20 protein-coding genes and 1 pseudogene are annotated in these 18,076 nt (G+C 57.3%); 10 read left to right on the top strand and 11 right to left on the bottom strand.

Going from position 1 to position 18,076, the window contains the following annotated elements; all coding sequences use genetic code 11:
* Positions 1–4: 4 nt before the first annotated feature.
* The 5 genes from LOY54_RS04645 to LOY54_RS04625 all read left to right on the top strand — a co-directional run bounded on the left by LOY54_RS04645 (position 5) and on the right by LOY54_RS04625 (position 4,178).
* Positions 5–589 carry a hypothetical protein gene (locus LOY54_RS04645; RefSeq protein WP_258609517.1) on the top strand — a complete coding sequence of 195 codons (585 nt, stop codon included), beginning with the start codon at positions 5–7 and terminating at the stop codon, positions 587–589.
* A 184-nt stretch (positions 590–773) separates the two neighbouring features.
* Complete coding sequence (locus LOY54_RS04640) at positions 774–1,298, top strand: hypothetical protein (RefSeq protein WP_258609515.1); 525 nt, start codon at positions 774–776, stop codon at positions 1,296–1,298.
* Between the two features lie 101 nt (positions 1,299–1,399).
* Positions 1,400–2,272 (top strand): bacteriophage abortive infection AbiH family protein, encoded by an 873-nt coding sequence (locus tag LOY54_RS04635; protein ID WP_258609513.1) that lies wholly within the window; start codon positions 1,400–1,402, stop codon positions 2,270–2,272.
* 33 nt (positions 2,273–2,305) lie between these two features.
* Positions 2,306–3,229 (top strand): toll/interleukin-1 receptor domain-containing protein, encoded by a 924-nt coding sequence (locus LOY54_RS04630; RefSeq protein ID WP_258609503.1) that lies wholly within the window; start codon positions 2,306–2,308, stop codon positions 3,227–3,229.
* 92 nt (positions 3,230–3,321) lie between these two features.
* Positions 3,322–4,178, top strand: a protein-coding gene (locus LOY54_RS04625; RefSeq protein ID WP_258609500.1) for an IS5 family transposase whose coding sequence is annotated in 2 segments (ribosomal slippage) — positions 3,322–3,670 and positions 3,670–4,178 — 858 coding nt in all. Because the reading frame shifts where the segments join, the coding sequence is not laid out codon by codon here.
* On the opposite strand, the gene LOY54_RS04620 is transcribed toward LOY54_RS04625, so the two are convergent.
* The 5 genes and pseudogenes from LOY54_RS04620 to LOY54_RS04605 all read right to left on the bottom strand — a co-directional run bounded on the left by LOY54_RS04620 (position 4,117) and on the right by LOY54_RS04605 (position 5,940).
* Positions 4,117–4,560, bottom strand: a complete 444-nt coding sequence (locus LOY54_RS04620; RefSeq protein ID WP_258609499.1) for a tyrosine-type recombinase/integrase — start codon at positions 4,558–4,560, stop codon at positions 4,117–4,119. The two genes, LOY54_RS04625 and LOY54_RS04620, sit on opposite strands and share 62 nt — an antisense overlap.
* 8 nt (positions 4,561–4,568) lie before the next feature.
* On the bottom strand, positions 4,569–5,093 hold the full coding sequence (locus LOY54_RS04615) for an Arm DNA-binding domain-containing protein (RefSeq protein WP_258609488.1): 525 nt from the start codon (positions 5,091–5,093) through the stop codon (positions 4,569–4,571).
* 204 nt (positions 5,094–5,297) lie between these two features.
* A pseudogene (locus LOY54_RS27570) lies at positions 5,298–5,360 on the bottom strand (hypothetical protein); the annotation flags it as partial.
* A 105-nt stretch (positions 5,361–5,465) separates the two neighbouring features.
* On the bottom strand, positions 5,466–5,795 hold the full coding sequence (locus tag LOY54_RS04610; RefSeq protein ID WP_258609486.1) for a helix-turn-helix domain-containing protein: 330 nt from the start codon (positions 5,793–5,795) through the stop codon (positions 5,466–5,468).
* Positions 5,779–5,940 (bottom strand): type II toxin-antitoxin system RelE/ParE family toxin, encoded by a 162-nt coding sequence (locus LOY54_RS04605; RefSeq protein WP_258610689.1) that lies wholly within the window; start codon positions 5,938–5,940, stop codon positions 5,779–5,781. Before LOY54_RS04605 ends, LOY54_RS04610 begins: the two co-directional genes overlap by 17 nt.
* Before the next feature lie 449 nt (positions 5,941–6,389).
* Between LOY54_RS04605 and LOY54_RS04600 the strand changes: the two genes are divergently transcribed.
* From LOY54_RS04600 to LOY54_RS04585, 4 genes are read left to right on the top strand one after another with little or no spacing between them, the layout of a single operon-like run.
* The gene (locus tag LOY54_RS04600; RefSeq protein ID WP_045196256.1) at positions 6,390–7,103 is read left to right on the top strand and encodes an ABC transporter permease; all 714 of its coding nucleotides are present in this window, start codon (positions 6,390–6,392) and stop codon (positions 7,101–7,103) included.
* A 14-nt stretch (positions 7,104–7,117) separates the two neighbouring features.
* Positions 7,118–8,026, top strand: a complete 909-nt coding sequence (locus LOY54_RS04595; RefSeq protein ID WP_045196254.1) for a glycine betaine ABC transporter substrate-binding protein — start codon at positions 7,118–7,120, stop codon at positions 8,024–8,026.
* Between the two features lies 1 nt (position 8,027).
* A complete protein-coding gene (locus LOY54_RS04590) occupies positions 8,028–8,675 on the top strand; it encodes an ABC transporter permease (RefSeq protein WP_045196252.1) in 648 nt (215 codons plus the stop codon).
* Positions 8,672–9,826, top strand: a complete 1,155-nt coding sequence (locus tag LOY54_RS04585) for a betaine/proline/choline family ABC transporter ATP-binding protein (protein ID WP_195885715.1) — start codon at positions 8,672–8,674, stop codon at positions 9,824–9,826. Before LOY54_RS04590 ends, LOY54_RS04585 begins: the two co-directional genes overlap by 4 nt.
* A gap of 104 nt (positions 9,827–9,930) precedes the next feature.
* On the opposite strand, the gene LOY54_RS04580 is transcribed toward LOY54_RS04585, so the two are convergent.
* From LOY54_RS04580 to LOY54_RS04570, 3 genes are all read right to left on the bottom strand, one after another.
* Positions 9,931–12,369, bottom strand: a complete 2,439-nt coding sequence (locus tag LOY54_RS04580) for a TonB-dependent receptor (protein ID WP_258609484.1) — start codon at positions 12,367–12,369, stop codon at positions 9,931–9,933.
* A 108-nt stretch (positions 12,370–12,477) separates the two neighbouring features.
* Complete coding sequence (locus tag LOY54_RS04575; RefSeq protein WP_258609482.1) at positions 12,478–13,452, bottom strand: FecR family protein; 975 nt, start codon at positions 13,450–13,452, stop codon at positions 12,478–12,480.
* A gap of 17 nt (positions 13,453–13,469) precedes the next feature.
* Complete coding sequence (locus tag LOY54_RS04570) at positions 13,470–13,958, bottom strand: RNA polymerase sigma factor (protein ID WP_045196243.1); 489 nt, start codon at positions 13,956–13,958, stop codon at positions 13,470–13,472.
* Positions 13,959–14,606: 648 nt separating this feature from the next.
* Here LOY54_RS04570 and LOY54_RS04565 point away from each other — a divergent pair.
* Positions 14,607–15,770, top strand: a complete 1,164-nt coding sequence (locus LOY54_RS04565; RefSeq protein ID WP_036993923.1) for a type III PLP-dependent enzyme — start codon at positions 14,607–14,609, stop codon at positions 15,768–15,770.
* An 83-nt stretch (positions 15,771–15,853) separates the two neighbouring features.
* Here the strand turns inward: LOY54_RS04565 and LOY54_RS04560 are convergent, their stop codons facing one another.
* The 3 genes from LOY54_RS04560 to LOY54_RS04550 are packed head-to-tail and all read right to left on the bottom strand — an operon-like array spanning position 15,854 to position 17,887.
* Entirely contained in the window at positions 15,854–16,414 is a 561-nt protein-coding gene (locus LOY54_RS04560) for a hypothetical protein (RefSeq protein WP_258609480.1), read from the bottom strand.
* A gap of 30 nt (positions 16,415–16,444) precedes the next feature.
* The gene (locus LOY54_RS04555) at positions 16,445–17,203 is read right to left on the bottom strand and encodes a tetratricopeptide repeat protein (RefSeq protein ID WP_258609478.1); all 759 of its coding nucleotides are present in this window, start codon (positions 17,201–17,203) and stop codon (positions 16,445–16,447) included.
* Between the two features lie 3 nt (positions 17,204–17,206).
* The gene (locus LOY54_RS04550; protein ID WP_213602360.1) at positions 17,207–17,887 is read right to left on the bottom strand and encodes a Fe2+-dependent dioxygenase; all 681 of its coding nucleotides are present in this window, start codon (positions 17,885–17,887) and stop codon (positions 17,207–17,209) included.
* Between the last annotated feature and the right edge of the window lie 189 nt (positions 17,888–18,076).

Genomic DNA, 18,076 nt, shown 5'->3' with positions numbered 1-18,076 from the left:
CACAATGACGACTATAGAGTTCTATCTAGCCCTTAGAGATGAAATACTGAAGAATATTTCCGGCGTTGAAAACTCCAACGGATACTTTAGCTGGGACGACACCAGCCCAAACTGGTTAACCAAAAGCCGCCTGGACTCACTGCTGGAGAAATACATCTTACTCGCCAAAGACCTAGGGGTTTATATTGTCACCAGATACGCAAGCTGCGAAAACCCAAAGCACGAATGGTATCCCACCACAAATCGGTATGGGATTTCAATTCCTTATCAGGATGATCGTTTTGTATGGGCCGGGGAGCAGCTTTATCAAGGTGAAAGATTTTCCACATGCCCTTGTTCCCCCAAAAATAAACCCCACAACAACTGGGTAATCGACGACATAGGTTACGACAAAAAATTTAATGCGAAGGACTGTGAGAATATCGCGCTTATTCTTCAAGACGTAAAAATGGCTGTCGAGAAGTCTGGAGATAAAAAGGTTCGCTCCGGAATAAGGGAATATCTATTGAGAGCGGTATTACGAATCAATGACGCAATACTGCCAAAGTCAGTTGATGACTATATTGCAGAGATCCGCGCAACGCTTTAAGATTAAATCACAGCGCCACACCTTTAGCACAGTGCGCTTACCGCCTCCCAAGCCGTGCTAACTGCGACCTTCCACACGAAGGAAGGATCTCCAGGGCGACAAAGAAATTATACGGTAATATTTTATATAGTAAGAACTACAGAAATTCCGATCAATAGTACTTAGCTACCACAAGGAGTTATTTATGGCCAAAAAATTTCTTGGTTCAGATGGAAAATATCACGCAGAAGGCTCTTTCCTTGGCTCTGACGGAAAGTATCATCCCAAAGGCTCATTTTTAGGCTCTGACGGCAAGTATCACCCTCAAGGATACTTTCTTGGTTCGGATGGAAAATATCACCCTAAAGGTTCGTTCTTGGGTGGCGATGGTAAATATCATCCTAAAGGTGAAACTCTAGGAAGTAACGGTCAGTACAACGCAAAAGGATCTTTTCTAGGCTCTGATGGGAAATATCACCCAGAAGGCTCTTTCCTTGGCTCTGACGGGAAGTACCACCCCAAAGGATCGTTTTTAGGTTCCGATGGTAAGTACCATTATGCAGGATCCTTTCTCGGGTCGGACGGCAGATATCACATTGAAGGTTCGTTTCTTGGCAGTGATGGAAAGTACCATCCCAAGGGTTCATTCATAGGTGTACATGGCCGCTATGAAGAGCCTGAGGGCTTAGCACGCTTGGAACGCGCCACTCAGAACGGCGTGGACTGTTAGTAGGCTCTCCCCACAAGTAGTGAGCACGCATTCCCAGCCCTGGAGTCAGTGCGGTTGCATTCATATAATCGTTATACGCTTTTGAGCGATGTAGGTGGTAAATGAGTACGCTGCACATCATCGGCAATGGATTTGACCTTTGGCATGGGCTGCCAACCAGCTATGACTCGTTCTATGTCTTTGCCAAAGACATGCTGGATGAACTGGAGTCGTTTTACCTCATTGACACAGTCAAAAACGGCCCATGGTCAGATTTCGAGAATTCACTAGGAAAATTTGACTGGCAGTTATTATATGAAGCGCACGACTATACGGACATCACAGGCGAAAATTTTCGGCCTAGCGAAGCATATGGCCTTGAAGATGATCTTACTGAACAAGCCGATGCCATTGTTGATGCTATAAAAGAACGCTTTCATGACTGGATAGAGGAGATTGATGTTTCGTCAGCCTCACCAAAAACGTCATTTCCCGAAACTGATTTTTTCCTCTCATTCAACTACACCTCTACGCTTCAGTTGGTCTATGGAATAGATAACGCAAATATCGTGCACATACACGGCAGGTCTGATGCATACGATGAGTTAATCTTCGGCCACGGCGAGACCAGGGAAGAAGAGTCTGAAGTGGATGAAAATGGCGACAGCAACCGCACTATGTTTTCAGATGCGGAAGGCGCAGCCAAATACCCCTTCTACGCACTTCAGAAGCCCGTAAGTGACGCCATCAAAAACAACAGAGAATTTTTCGATTCCCTAGGTGACTATTCGACCATTAGCATCATTGGGCATTCACTCAACGATATCGATCTGCCATACTTTGAAGAAATAGCGAAAAACACAAATAATGCAAAGTGGACAATCTATTGCTATAGAATCGAAGACAAAGACCACTACTTGAAGCAGCTTATTAAATGCGGCGTCGACGGCAGAAACATAACTATTGAGACATATGACAAATTGCCAAGCGCATGATGCCATTTATGCACTTTGAAATCTGAGGTTTAAATGCAGCCAACAGTCTTTGTATCTTACTCGCACGACGATCAAGCCCATTTAGATTGGGTGCTGCAGCTGGCGACCCGTTTGAGATCGAATGGTGTAGATGTAATACTTGATCGATGGAATTTGAGGCTGGGGCAGGATTTGGCAGCCTTCATGGAGCGGGGTTTATCCAACGCAAATCGAGTCATTTGCGTTTGCTCAGGGAATTATGTTGAAAAAGCAAATACTGGCAAAGGCGGCGCGGGATACGAAAAGCAAATAATCACTGCCGAGCTCATGACAGATTTGAACTCAAACTGGGTCATTCCTTTAATCAGGAGCAATAGCCGAGACAAGAAGGTGCCCACCTTCTTGGGAGGCAGGCTATTTGTTTCGTTTGAAGATGACAGACTGTATGAGAAAAGCTATGAAGAGCTTCTCCGAGAATTGCTAGATGAACCAGTTCTGCCAATACCACCGATTGGGCAAAACCCTTTTCAAACGGCTAAGGCATTTGCCAATCAAAGATTCCTCCCCAGCAACGAAAAATACGTATCTCCAGCCATGAGTGGCACAGTGACCTTTGACTACTCAAACAACAACGGCAAGTACTTTATCGGACAAGGTGAGCTAGCCTTTGTACTAGATTTTTCCAAATCTAGCGATACATGCATTCAGCTCTATAATGATCCTCCTGAAATTAAAACGGTTGCTATTGCAAAGGGCGTGGAACATATCACTGAAATTGGAGATGCCCGCGATTTCGACGGCTCATCCGGAGTTCGCATACCAAGGACTGGCCAGATAGCCGTTTTACAAAACACAAATGGCTTTTATGCAGCGATAAAAATACTTTCAGTGAAAGACGATACTCGTGGCCACGATGAAGATGAAGTGATCTTTGACTACGTTATACAAAGCAATGGCAGTTCAAACTTCACTGCCTAGGTTCTGTACGAAATCCCGAGAAACCCAATCGACGTCCCTCGGAAGCTGAAGTTTTGTAGAGCTTCCAGCCATCTACGGAAAGGAATCCTGTGATGGCAAAGCGTTACGAACTCTCGGATGAGGCTTGGGCTGTGGTCGCTGATCTCTTCACCGAAACCCATGGCCGGGGGCGGCCCCGCCTGAGTGACCGCCTGATGCTCAATGGCGTGCTCTGGGTGCTCTGCTCAGGCGCAGCGTGGCGAGATATGCCGGAACGCTTCGGCCCGTGGTCAACGGTGTATCAACGGTTTCGGGGCTGGCGAAACCAGGGGGCATTTGATCAGATGCTCAAACGTTTGCACCTGAGATTGAATGAGCAAGGCCTGATCGATGTGCAAACCTGGATGATCGACTCAACCGCAGTACGTGCAACCCGAGCCTCTTCTGGCGCCGGGAAAAAAGGGGGCCTGACGAGCCTGCCGATCACGCTCTAGGCCGCAGTCGCGGTGGCCTGACAACCAAAATCCACATGCTCTGCGACGCCAACGGGACACCGTTGCGCTTCCTCCTCTCTGGCGGTCAAGCCAGTGACATCAGCTATGCCCAACCCCTGTTGGACGAGGTCAGCATTCCATCGAGCCAACGTGGCCGCCCGCGTAAGCGCTGTAAATGGCTGCTTGCCGACAAGGGCTACGACGCCGAAGCGCTCCGCCGTTACTGCGACCAATATCGAATGCAGCCCGTCATCCCGCTGCGTTCGATGAAACGCAAACCCAAGCCTGGCTTACCAAGACTGTTTGATCGGCCCAAGTACCGACAACGCAACATCATCGAGCGCATGTTTGGCTGGCTGAAAGAGAACCGACGGATCGTGACGCGCTTCGACAAGCTCGCGAAAAGCTATGCCGCTATGGTCTCGCTGGCTTGTTCCATACGGTGTTTGCGACATCTTTTTTCGTACAGAACCTAGTAAAGAGGTATGGACTGCCCTTGCTAAGATCGATGGCCTGCCGGATCAGGCTTTCAACCTCTGGGACAATGGGGCGCAGGAGCGGTTTGCCGGAATTCTTACCCAGTTTGTGGTTCTCCGGGGGCACCGTCCAGACCATGGCCTTGAAGTCAAAATGCCCCTTCTCGCTCACGCGCAGCTCGCCGTTTCGACACCCGTAGATCAGGCAAAGCTTGAGAAAAATCTTGTTCTTGGTCGCCATGCGCGATTGCTCCATGGCTTTCCATACGAGCCTGATTTCTTCATCGGAAAGGGAGCGTGACCCGGCAACCTTTTTGATCTGCAGGTCTTCCTTGGCGTTGATATCCGAGAGCGGATGCGAAGGGATCAGCTGACGCTTCACACCCCATTTCAGCATCTGCTTGGCATTGACCAGGATGCGCTCAGCGATGCCGGGCCTTGCCTTGGCTTGGCTTGCCCCTCAAGAAGCGCCAGCCATTCGTGTAGGGTGACTTTTCCAGCTGGGAGTTTGCCGATCTTCGGAAACACATGGATTTCGAATGACCGCAGGACTTCCTGATGCCCCTTCTTGTTCCCTTTGCAGTACGCCGCGTACCACTGGCGAAACAGGGATTCCACGGAGTCAACCTGCAGGATGGCCTGTTTTTCGAGCTTCCTGACAACCCTTGGATCATGCCCTTGCTCCAGCTGCGCACGTAGCCGCTGAGCTTCTGCGCGCGCGTCTTTGAGTGACATCAGGGGAAACGTGCCGAGATCAAGGCGGCAGGGGTGTGCGTCATAGCGAAAACGAAGCTGAAAGGTCACCTTGCCCTTGGGCGTCACACGCACACTAAGACCGTCGCGGTCGGATTTCTCTTCTCGTGTATCGCGGGGCTTGCCGCTTTGGGCTTTCAGCCAGGTGTCTGAGATCGCCATGGGGGCTTTCCAGGACTTCGTGTACATAATTATCTAGGGCTTCCGAAACGCTGTTTTGTGTACGCGGCCATGTACACAAATCGGTTGGCTCAGCTTGTCTTCGGATGTCTCAGATTGTCGCGACCTGATCTGATTTCATCAATGAAATCAGTAGATTATTTGAGAATATGGCGGGGGCTGTCTTAGCCTGACTCAGAGGGTAATGTCAGGGTGGGAAATAATGGCGAAGGTGCGGCGTTTCGCGACTTCGGCGGCCTGGTTGGTCATGGGAAATCGCCTGGCAGGTGATTCAAAAAGGGCCAGTATCATACCCGAAGTCGAACGGGGACCAAAGCCTGAGGCCTCCGCCTGTCGCGCGAAACGAAGTGTAGGCTACTTGTGTCCAGGCAAATTTTCAGTGAAGCCCTCAAGAATGACAGGCCCGCGGTCTGGCATGTGTGCAACCAGCTCGAGTGTTCCACCCATTGCCTCGACATAGCTACGCAGAGTCGAGATCAACATATCGCTACGTTTTTCAACCTTGGAAATATTCGCCTGACCTACCTCCAGCCGCTTGGACATTCCTTCCTGAGTCAACTCCAGCTGTTTGCGCAACGCCTGCAGGGTCATTTCCTCGCGGATCAACTCACGCCCGCGTTGTTCGACACACGCCCTTCGTTCGGGCGCAAGGCTGTTGATGACATCATCAAGTGTTTTGGACATGCTCCTCACCTCCTGACAGATACCTGTCGAAGCGCTCATCGGCGCGCCGAATCAAATTTCGATAAAACCGTTTCTGGCTGACTCCAGCCTTGTCACCCGCAACCAGGATAACGGCGCGACGCTTGGGATCGAACGCAAAAGCCACCCGCCGAAACTCGGCACAAAAGCTGATTGACCATGACAACAAAATACCTCCAGAGGAATATTCCCTCAAGCGACTATCATGAACTTTTCCACTGCAATGCTGAGCTTCATGACAGACGGCTGGATAGCAGACGTATCACTGGTGCCAGGGAGGAAATGACCGGTTTTCTGGTGCGAAGCGCCTCGCGTCTCAGGGATTAACGCTGGCCAAATGCCGCTTCAGATGGGAACCTTTACGGCTGTGGAGGCGTCCACTGCCCTGATACGCAATCGGTCATGACCGTTCGTCAGGGTTGGTTTCACTGGCACTACGAGCCTGACGAGGCTTCGCTTATGGCGTGTTCCGCTCCGTTTCCGGACAACGCGCTGCTTATCGCGATCACACTGCCTGCCGCCTGGAATGGTGGCCGCCACGGGAGTGTGTTCGCCGACAACAAAAGGAGTCCGCCTGTGGCTAAAAGCTATGGCAAGGGGCTGATGGGATGTGCCTTCGTGCTCGTCATCCTGGCCCTGCTGATCCACTGGATCGGCATCGATACGATCGCGCACTACCGCGCCGATCTGTGGTTCTACCTGCAAGCGCACCTGATGCTGGTGTTGCTGTCGATGGTGGCGGCGTTAGCCGTGGGCATACCCGCCGGGATTGCCTTGAGTCGACCGCACCGGGTCGACCGCGCCGAACGCTTCATGCAGTTTTTCAACATTGGCAACACCATTCCCCCTCTGGCCGTTCTGGCCATTGCCCTGAGTTTCCTGGGCATTGGCGCCGGTCCTGCGATCTTCGCGCTGTTCCTCGCTTCCCTCCTGCCAATCGTGCGCAACACTTACGAAGGCCTGAAAAACGTACCCGCCTCGCTCAAGGAAGCCGCCACCGGCATCGGCATGACCCCGGGCCAGACCCTCTGGCGTGTCGAGTTGCCCAACGCCGTGCCGATCATCGTCGGTGGTGTGCGGGTGGCCCTGGCGATCAACGTCGGTACCGCACCGCTGTCGTTCCTGATCGGCGCCAACAGCCTGGGCAGCCTGATTTTTCCCGGCATTGCCCTGAACAATCAGCCGCAACTGCTGCTTGGCGCTGCCTGCACCGCCCTGCTCGCCCTGCTGCTCGACGCCCTGGTGGCGCAGTCCAGCCGCCGTTGGCTTGAACGCGGCCTGGCCCACTAAGCGAAGGAACTGTCATGAAAAGAATCGCCTTGTTGTTGGGCGCGGCCCTGCTGTTCGCAGGATTTGCCCAGGCCGCGAACAAACCTGTGATCCGCCTCGGTGCGCGGGTCTTCACCGAGCAAACGGTACTGGCTGAAATCACCGCCCAGTACCTCAACCAGCATGGTTTTGACGTGCGCATCACCGGCGGCCTGGGCAGCAACCTGGCCCGCAGCGCCCACGAAACCGGGCAGCTGGACATGGTCTGGGAATACACCGGTGTCTCGCTGGTGTCCTACAACCACATCGACGAACGCATGCCCAGCGCAGCGGCCACCTACGCCAGGGTCAAGGAACTGGATGCACAAAAAGACCTGATCTGGCTGACGCCATCGAAGTTCAGCAACACCTACGCCCTGGCGCTGCCGCGCAAGGTTGCCGACCAGTACCCGCAGGTCAACAGCATCAGTGAGCTGAACCAGGTGCTGCGCGACGAGAAGGACCGCACCCATGTGGTGGCCCTGGACACCGAGTTCGCCAACCGCCCCGACGGCCTGGTGGGCCTGACCGAAACCTACGACCTGCAACTGACCCGCCGCGACATCCGCCAGATGGACGCCGGCCTGGTCTACACCGCGCTGCGCAACGGCCAGGTGTTCAGTGGCCTGGTGTACACCACCGACGGGCGCCTGAGCGCCTTCGACCTCAAGCTGCTGGAAGACGACAAGCACTACTTCCCCGACTACACCGCCGCCCCGGTAGTGCGCAAGGCCGTGCTCGACGCCAACCCGCAACTGGCCAGCCTGCTCAAACCGCTGGCCGAACAACTCGACGACGAGACCATGCGCCAGCTCAACGCCAAGGTCGATGTCGAACACCAGAGCCCGGGCAAAGTCGCCGCCGAGTACCTGCGCCAGCACCCACCTGCACAGGAGCAGCCATAACATGCTCGATACCTTTACCCACCTCGACTGGGCCCAGGTACTGCACCTGACCTGGCAGCACATCACCCTGGTCGGCATCGCCGTCAGCCTGGCGATTGTCTTCGGCGTACCGCTGGGCATCCTCATGACCCGCTTCCCGGCCCTCGCCGGCCCCCTGCAGGCCAGCGCCACGGTGCTGCTGACCATCCCCTCGATCGCCCTGTTCGGCCTGTTGCTGCCGTTCTACTCCAAGTTCGGCCAGGGCCTGGGGCCGCTGCCGGCGATCACCGCGGTGTTCCTCTATTCGCTGTTGCCGATCCTGCGCAACACCTACCTGGCCCTGACCAATGTCGAACCGGGTATTCGTGAAGCCGCCCGCGGCATCGGCATGACCTTCGGCCAGCGCCTGCGCATGGTCGAGCTGCCCATCGCCGTACCGGTAATCCTTGCCGGAGTGCGCACCGCCGTGGTCATGAACATCGGCGTCATGACCATCGCCGCGACCATCGGCGCCGGTGGCCTGGGCGTGCTCATCCTCACCTCCATCAGCCGCAGCGACATGTCGATGCTGCTGGTCGGCGCCGTGCTGGTGAGCCTCCTGGCCATCTTCGCCGACCTGCTGCTGCAAGCCCTGCAACGCTCCCTGACTCCAAAAGGACTGCGCCCATGATCGAACTTCAGAACCTCAGCAAGACCTTCCACGCCAACGGCAAAGACGTCAAAGCCGTCGACTCGGTCAGCCTGACCGTCAACGAAGGCGAGATCTGCGTGTTCCTCGGCCCCTCCGGTTGCGGCAAGAGCACCACGCTGAAAATGATCAACCGCTTGATTGCGCCGACCTCGGGCAAGGTGCTGATCAACGGCGAAGACACCACCGGCCTTGATGAAGTGACCCTACGCCGGCGCATCGGCTACGTTATCCAGCAAATCGGTCTGTTCCCCAACATGACCATCGAGGAGAACATCACCGTGGTCCCGCGCCTGCTCGGCTGGGACAAGCAAAAATGCCACGAGCGCGCCCGCGAGTTGATGAGCATGATCAAGCTCGAGCCCAAGCAATACCTGCAACGCTACCCGCGTGAGTTGTCCGGTGGCCAGCAACAGCGTATCGGCGTGATCCGCGCCCTGGCCGCCGAAGCGCCCTTGCTGCTGATGGACGAGCCGTTCGGTGCGGTCGACCCGATCAACCGCGAGATGATCCAGAACGAGTTCTTCGAGATGCAGCGGGCGCTGAACAAGACCGTGATCATGGTCAGCCACGATATCGACGAGGCGATCAAACTGGGTGACAAAATTGCGATTTTCCGTGCCGGCAAGCTGATCCAGATCGACCACCCGGACACCCTGCTGGCGCACCCTGCCGACGACTTCGTCAGCAACTTCGTTGGCCAGGACAGTACCCTCAAGCGCCTGTTGCTGGTGCGTGCCGAAGACGCCGCCGACAACGCGCCGTCGGTCAGCCCGGAAACGCCAGTGGCCGACGCCCTGGAGCTGATGGACGAACATGATCGCCGCTACGTGGTGGTCACCGATGGGCAGAACAAGGCCATGGGTTACGTGCGTCGTCGCGACCTGCATCGCCAGCAAGGCAGCTGCGTTGATTTTCTGCGCACCTTCAACGCCACCGCCTCGCACGATGAGCACCTGCGCATCCTGCTGTCGCGGATGTACGAGTTCAATCGCTCATGGTTGCCGGTGCTGGACGCCGAGCAGGTGTTCCTCGGCGAAGTGACCCAGGAATCGATCGCCGCTTACCTGAGCTCGGGGCGGTCGCGGGGGGGCAAGACCAGCATTGTGTCGCCGGCCGAAGCGGTCGCGTAACGCTGAAAAGCATCGCGGGGCAAGTCGGGTCGCCGCACCGCCGCTCCCATAGGTTCCGTGTAGGAGCGGCGGTGCGGCGACCCGACTTGCCCCGCGATCAGGCCTCAGAAACCTACACTGGCCTGCACATAGAAGGTGCGCGGCTCGCCCAGGTAGATCCCCGAGTTGTTGTCGCTGGAGCGGGTGTAGTACTGCTTGTCGAAGATGTTCTTCACCCCGGCCGCGAGCTTGAGGTTCGACAGCTCCTTGCCGAAGTCATAACCACCGCGCGCCGCCCAGGTCACGTAACCAGGAATGTCGCCGTACTGGCCATCGGCACTCGGTTCGGTGATGTAATTGCCGTTGAAGCTGCCGTCGGCATTCATGCCGGTGCCCGGTGCGCGTTGTTTCGATTGAGCGTAGGCATCGAGGTTCCAGGTCCAGCGATTGATCTCATAGCGCAGCCCGGCATTGACGATTTGCCGCGAATAAAACGGCAAGTCACGGCCCTTGAAGCCGGGGATCTCGCCTTCATAGGTGGCCCGGGTGTAGGTGAACCCGGCATTGGCACTCAGGCCCTGCAGACGCGGGTCGAGCCCCGACAGGTCGTAGTGCATGGAGGCTTCGATACCCTGGTGCTTGGTGGCGCCAAGGTTGGTCCAGCCGATGTCGTTGCTGATGTACTGCAACTCGTCATCGAAGTCGATGTAGAACGCGGTCAGCTCACCACCCCAGGTACCGTTGTTGTAGCGGGTGCCGACTTCATAGGTCTTGGCTTTCTCGGCCTGCAGGCCGTTGGCGGTCTGGTCGCCACTGCCACCCTGGCCGAGCTGGAAGTACTGCAGGCTGCCGAACGAGGTCTCGTAGTTGGCGAACAGCTTCCATTCATCCGACAGGTGATACATCACGCTCAGCGCCGGTAGCGGCTCGTTGCTGGTCACGCTGCGGTTCTTTTCCTGCACCGGCACGCCGTTGGTACCACGCACCGGGCGCTCATGCCAGTCGGTGTTGATGTGCTCGAAACGGATCCCCGGGGTGATGGTCCAGTTGCCGACATCGATCTTGTCATCGATGTAGTAGGCGCTGGCTTCAGTGCCACCGGTGCGGTCCTGGAAGACATGGCCGTCGGAGCCCGGGGTCACGGTCGGGACATTGTTGATCAGCGCCAGGCGGGTCGACTGTTCGTGCATCGCTTCTTTCAGGTAGCGGTAACCAACGCTGACTTCCTGAGTGGTCGGGCCTGCGAAGAAGATCCGCGACAGCCGCGGCTCGATGGCGAAGGTGTGGTAGCTGCGCGGGTACGAGGACAGGGTCTTCTGGTCACGGGCAGCGATGCTGCTGCCGCGGAAGCTGTCGGTGTAGTAGGTCTGCACTTCGAACTGGGTGACGTCGTCGATCTGGCGCAGGTACTTGAACGACACGTCCTTGCGCCGGCCGCTGAAGGTGTCGTAGTCGCGGTCGGACTGGTACGGATCATCGTCGAACTGGGCCTGGGTCAGGCCGCCGGGCATGTCGGCCTTGGCGTCGTAGTAATGAAAGTTGAGCCAGAATTCGTCACTGTCGGTCACCGCCCAATGGGTCTTGAGCAACACGTCATCGATATCGTTGTCGTTGTTGCTGCTGCGATAACCGTTGCCGTTGACCCCGGAGTACAGCAGCGCCGCACCCAGGCCATTGTCGGCAGTGCCGCCGAGGAAGGCCGATTCGATGTGCTTCCAGCCGCCATGGCGGGAGGTTTCCATCGTCGTCGACAACTCGCCGGTGGCTTTCTCGGGAATGGCCCGGGTGACGAAGTTGATCACCCCGCCGACGTTCTGCGGGCCGTAGCGCACCGACCCAGCACCGCGCACCACGTCGATGCTGTCGAGGTTGCCGGACGAGATCGGCGCCATAGACAGTTGTGGCTGGCCGTAAGGCGCAAAAGCTGCCGGGATGCCATCGATCAATACCGTGGAGCGTGGCGACAGCCGTGAGGTCAGGCCGCGCACACCAACGTTCAGGGCGATGTCGCTGCCGCCGGTACCGTTGGAGTCCTGCACCTGCACACCCGGCACGCCGCGCAGCACATCGCGTACGTTCAAGGCGCCCTGCTCGATCATCGCCTCGCGGCGCACCACGGTACGCGCACCGGGATGGTTGTGGACCACGGTTTCTTCGGCGCTGCCCAGCCAGTCACCGACGACTTTGACGTCGGTGGGTGCCAGCTCGAGGCTGCCGGTGGTCAGGGTGCCGGCGCTTTGCGCCGGGTGCAGGACCACGGTGCCCTGAGACATTTCATAAGTCAGGCCGCTGCCCTCAAGCAACGCCCGCAGCGCCTCTTCCGGTTGCAGGTTGCCGGAGACCGCTGGTGCCTGCTTGCCGGCCACCAGCTCGGGGCTGAAGAACAGTTGCAGCGACGTCTGCTGGCCCAGTTGGCTCAAGGCCGAAGCCAGCGGTTGGGCCTGGATCTGGATGCTGGCTGGTGCCGGGGCGGCATAAGTGCTGGCGATACCGCCACTGACAGCCAGTGCCAGGGCCAGGGGCAACCAGCGGGAAGAACGCGGGGAAACGTTGTTGTTGTTCACGTCGTCGAGAGGTCCTGAGGGGCCATATAAATGTCAATGCCATGTAAATGGAAATGCTTGGCAGTTGCAGTTGGCCAGGAAGACGAACAACTGGAAAAAAACCTGAATTTATTTTGCGATTATTTCGCGAGAGCCGTCGGCATGGGCCTTGATCGCCACCGGCAGGATGCTCGGCAGCGCCCGCAGCAAGGCATCGGTGTCGTCGGCGTTGAAGGTACTGCTCAGGCGCAGCGCGGCAATTTTGCCAGGGGCGACACGCAGGGGCTGCTCGCGGTAGCGCGAGACTTCCTTGACCACCTCGCTGAGCGGCGCGTCGTTGAACACCAGCTTACCCTTGCGCCAGGCGGTCACAGCTGCGGTATCTACCGCATAGGGAGCCGTCACCTGGCCGCGAGCATCGATATGCGCCCCCAGGCCTGCGCTCAGCAAAGCCTTGGAAGCATCGCGACCTTCAACCCGCACCGAGCCGTTTTCGACCGCCACACGGGTTTGCTCCGGGTCCTGGCGCACATCGAAACGAGTACCGGTCACGGTTACCGTGCCGTTGTCGGTGCTGACCACGAAGGGCCGCGCGCTGTCGTGGGCGACGCTGAACATCACCTCGCCCTGGCGCAACTGGATATGCCGCTGACCGGCGCTGAATTGCACGACCAGTTGCGTACGACCGTTGACCTCCAGCTGTGAGCCATCCGGCAGGTCGAGTTGGCGCCGCTCGCCCAGGGCGGTTTGCAGCTGGCCCTGGTAGTTAAGCTGATGCTGCTGCCAGCCAAACCAGCCCAACCCCAGCGCCAGGGTCGCGACGCCGGCCGCCAGCGCCTGGCGAACAAAGCGTCGACGCGGCAACTGGCTGACCGGATCGGCCTGGCACAGCGCTTCGAGACGCGCACGCGGTACCTGCCCGGCAGCGCCCCAGAGCGTGCCCAGCAGATCGAATTCAGCTTGATGCTGCGAGTGCTCGGCCAGCCAGCGCTGCAACTCGCCCTGTTGCGCCGGCGCCAGCGCGCCATCGCGACTGCGGGCAAACCACTGGGCTGCCTGCTCGCGCACGGTCTGGTTGCCGCACGGGCACGCCTGCTGATTCATGAAAACATTCGCCTGACTCATCTCGTCGACACATCCAGGTGCTCACGCAGATGCCGGAGCGTGCGGATCATATACTTTTCGACCATGTTCTTGGTCAAGCCCATGCGCTCGGCGATCTCGGCCTGGGTCAGGCCTTCGAGCTTCTGCCAGATGAACACCCGCCGGCAGTTGAGCGGCAGTTCGGCCAAGGCCCGTTCGACGCTGTCGGCCAGTTCCACGGCATTCATGTAGGCCTCGGGATCGCCGCTGGCGTCGATGCCCGGCTCGAAGGCGTCCTGCTCCAGGGCCTGGCGGCGGTCTTCACGGCGGTAACCGTCCACGGCAATGTTGCGTGCGGTCTGGTGCAAATAGGCGCGCGGTTGTTCGACCCCCGCCTGGTCATTTTCCAGTACCCGCACAAACGCATCATGCGCCAGGTCCTCGGCCTGCTGACGACTGCGCAATTTGCGCGTCCAGGTGCCGATCAGCTCATGGTAGTGGTCGAGAAAGCCTTTGTGTCGCGACACGATGCACAGCTCTTCGCAGGCGATGAGGAATGGCGCGAATAGTAATGTTTCTTATTAAGGCCGGCAATCGAAGATCACCACTGCCGACGAAGCGTTCGAGCGGAAAAAAAATCACGAAAATGTGTGTAGATAATCGGCTGCCAGAGCGGAAAAAAATATGAACGGCCAGCCTTCGATTCATGGTTACGCCGTCACCTCATTGCGCGCCAAAGTTACCGCCTTTTCCCGTACTTTCGCCACCAACTTTGACTATTGCATCCATTTGCGTGTTCTACGATAGATCCCGGCGTATACCGGTATTTTTAACGCTTTTGTCATCAAATTGAACATCTACTGTTTACCTGGGTCGGTTAGAAAGTGGCTGGCCAAGCCGGGGCGACGGACGTGTGCAAAAACGCGACATTTTTTGTTGATCTCGAGCCCCTCAGGTCCTAAAGTTCGCGCCGAACGTCCATGCTGGAAACGATCCATCCGGCTCAAGTACTGACGACGAGACAGCAAGGTCACCCGTAGCTCGCTTCATCACGCACGGTTGACCTTTTTGCTTTCGGCGACATGCCTTGGGAAGTAGGCGAACCAAAGTGGGGATACGGAGGACGTTCAGTTGCAGCCACTTATTTTTTCAGTTTGCCCATGGAGTCCCTAAGCATGTCGATTCAGGTCGAAGACTACTTCGCGCGCGATACCTTCCAGAAAATGAAGGCCTTCGCCGACAAGCAAGAAACCCCGTTCGTGCTCATCGACACGCAGATGATCAGCCAGGCCTACGACGACCTGCGCGCCGGTTTCGAATTCGCCAAGGTCTACTACGCGGTCAAGGCCAACCCGGCCGTTGAGATCATCGACCTGCTCAAGGAAAAAGGCTCGAGCTTCGACATCGCCTCGATCTACGAGCTGGACAAAGTGATGGGCCGCGGTGTCAGCGCCGATCGCATCAGCTACGGCAACACCATCAAGAAGTCCAAGGACATCCGCTACTTCTACGAGAAGGGCGTGCGCCTGTACGCCACCGACTCCGAAGCCGACCTGCGCAACATCGCCAAGGCCGCCCCGGGCTCGAAAGTCTACGTACGCATCCTCACCGAAGGCTCGACCACCGCCGACTGGCCACTGTCGCGCAAGTTCGGCTGCCAGACCGACATGGCCATGGACCTGTTGATCCTCGCCCGCGACCTGGGCCTGGTGCCTTACGGCGTGTCGTTCCATGTGGGCTCGCAACAGCGCGACATCAGCGTCTGGGATGCAGCCATCGCCAAAGTGAAGGTGATCTTCGAGCGCCTGAAAGAAGAAGACGGCATCGAGCTCAAGCTGATCAACATGGGTGGCGGCTTCCCGGCCAACTACATCACCCGCACCAACAGCCTGGAAACCTACGCCGAGGAAATCATCCGCTTCCTCAAGGAAGACTTCGGTGACGACCTGCCAGAAATCATCCTCGAGCCAGGCCGTTCGCTGATCGCCAACGCCGGCATCCTGGTCAGTGAAGTAGTGCTGGTGGCGCGTAAATCGCGTACCGCCGTCGAGCGCTGGGTGTACACCGATGTCGGCAAGTTCTCCGGTCTGATCGAAACCATGGACGAATCGATCAAGTTCCCGATCTGGACCGAGAAGAAAGGCGAGATGGAAGAAGTAGTGATCGCCGGCCCCACCTGCGACAGCGCCGACATCATGTACGAGCACTACAAATACGGCCTGCCGCTGAACCTGGCCATCGGCGACCGCCTGTACTGGCTGTCGACCGGCGCCTACACCACCAGCTACAGCGCGGTGGAATTCAACGGCTTCCCGCCGTTGAAAGCCTACTACCTGTAACACAAAAAACCGGGGGCATCATTGCCCCCGGGCTCCCCTGGTCATCATCTGCGTGATCGGGGTTATCAATGCGTGAGCACGGTCTACAGGACTTCCTTAATCCTGACCGCGAAGCTCAATGGCGCACCCTCATATGCATTTAAATACCTGTCGCCATCCCGATTCCTGTCGTAGCTCTTTATCTCGTGACCCTCATAGTCACGCAGGATGAAGTGGCGTTCTTGCTGACCGTACCACTCTGCGTGCGGCTGAACTTTCCAGAAGAAGGTAATTTCGTTTTTACCGTACAAGCCGAGATAGCCCCCACTACTTCTGCCCAGCTTCTTCCCCAGGTAACCATCGACCCTGGATGCGCAGGTAATGTCGTAATGAATCCGGTCACCTTGATCTTCAACGAACTGAAAATGAAAATCGATCGGCCGTACCCGCAGCCCATGCCCCACTATCTGTAGCCAGCCACTTTCTGCAAAATCAAACTCGGTACGTTGTGCACTGATGCCAACCTGTCCTGAACGGCCGGCTTTGGTTGAATACAGGGTAGCGATAAACGATTTATCAACAAGATCCACCATTCTCAAGTCCTTTAAAATATCGGGCAGGTACATTGAGCTTGGGCGTTCCGTCGTGAGCAGGGCAGGCTGCATTGATTCCCTGGAAACTCGTCGAAGGCTTTGCTAAGGGTGAAGTTGCATGAACGTCAGCCGTTGCTCATAGGCTCGCAGGACAGGCAGCAAGCGCTCATCCTGAACCTGCCGCAGGGTGCAGACGCTACTGCGCAGGAAATTCAGATTGCCGCCTCGCAGCGCGGTGTCGAACCAGACTAATGCTGCATCAAGCTGATTGCTCTCGACCAACACCGTGGCATAGCTGAATTGCCCGCGAAAATCACCTGCCTCGGCAGAGCGGCGATACCATTCTTGCGCCTGGCCAACGTCCCGCTCACAGGCCAGCCCCTGCTCCAGATAACGCCCATAAAGGTTCATCGACTTGGCATGGCCCAGGTGTGCGGCCTGTCGATAGCAGAGCAATGCCAAGGGATGGTTCTGAGCCACCCCACGGCCAGTAGCCAGCAAGTTGGCGTAGTTGTACAGGCCCCAGTCCAGCCCCATTTCCGCAGCCTGGCAATAGGCCGTAGCCGCAGCCGACACATCAGCCTGCCCTCCCCAGCCATGCTCCTGGCAGCGCCCGAGCATGTTGTGCGCCATAGCGCTGCCACGGCTGGCGGCAATCGCGAACCAGCGCCGGGCCAGAACCGGGTCTTGCTCGATGCCGCGACCGTCAAGAAGGATCTGCCCAAGCAGCACCTGCGCCTCGACAATGTCCTGCCCGGCTGCAGCCAGCAGTGCCTGGGCCGCCTTGGCCGGGCTGTGTTCGAGCATCTGGGCGAACTGTTCGCTGTCCAGCTCCTGGCGATTGCGCAAGGCGAAGGTCATGGCTCAGACCTCGACCCAGCGGCGCAACAGGTTGTGATAGGTGCCGGTCAACTGGATCAGCGCCGGGTGATCCGGCACGTCGGCGCCCAGTTGCTGGATAGCCTGGTCCATTTCGTACAGCAGCGCGCGCTGGCTGTCTTCGCGCACCAGGCTCTGGGTCCAGAAGAACGCCGCGTAACGCGCGCCGCGGGTCACCGGGTTGACCTTGTGCAGGCTGGTGCCCGGATACAGCACCAGGTCCCCTGCCGCCAGCTTCACCTGCTGTACGCCAAAAGTATCCTGAATCACCAGCTCACCACCGTCGTAGTCCTCGGGATTGCTCAAAAACAGTGTCGAGGACAGATCGGTGCGCACCCGCTCGTGGCTTCCACGGGGCTGGCGCAGGGCGTTGTCGATATGAAAGCCAAAATTGCCGCCTTCGCGATAGCAGTTGATCAGCGGCGGGAACACCTTGTGCGGCAAAGCCGCCGACATGAATTGCGGGTGCTGCCACAGGCGTTCGATCAGCGCCGTACCGATTTCCTTGGCCAGTGGATGGCCTTCGGGCAGCTGCAGGTTGTGCTTGGCCTTGGCCGACTGGTAGCCCGCGGTAATCTTGCCATCGGCCCATTCAGTCTGCTCCAGCGCCTGGCGAATACGCTGGACCTCCTCGGTGGAAAACAGGCCGGAAATATGTAGCAGCATGGCGCGGGCACCTGAAGGTGAAAGACGTCAATGGTATTGATTCCCATTGACTCTCTACAAGCCCTTTCGGCAGGTGGGACGTTTCAGCACGGAAAAACCGCCAGTCACCAATTGTAAAGATTGTAAATTCCGTACAAATAGCAATTCTTCTCAATTGTTACTCATATTTGTTTACATTATATTTCGCGG

The sequence above is a fragment of the Pseudomonas sp. B21-032 genome (genome assembly GCF_024748965.1).
Taxonomy (GTDB): domain Bacteria; phylum Pseudomonadota; class Gammaproteobacteria; order Pseudomonadales; family Pseudomonadaceae; genus Aquipseudomonas.
Note: the sequence above shows the minus strand (reverse complement) of the source record. Positions and strands in the feature narration are given on the sequence as shown.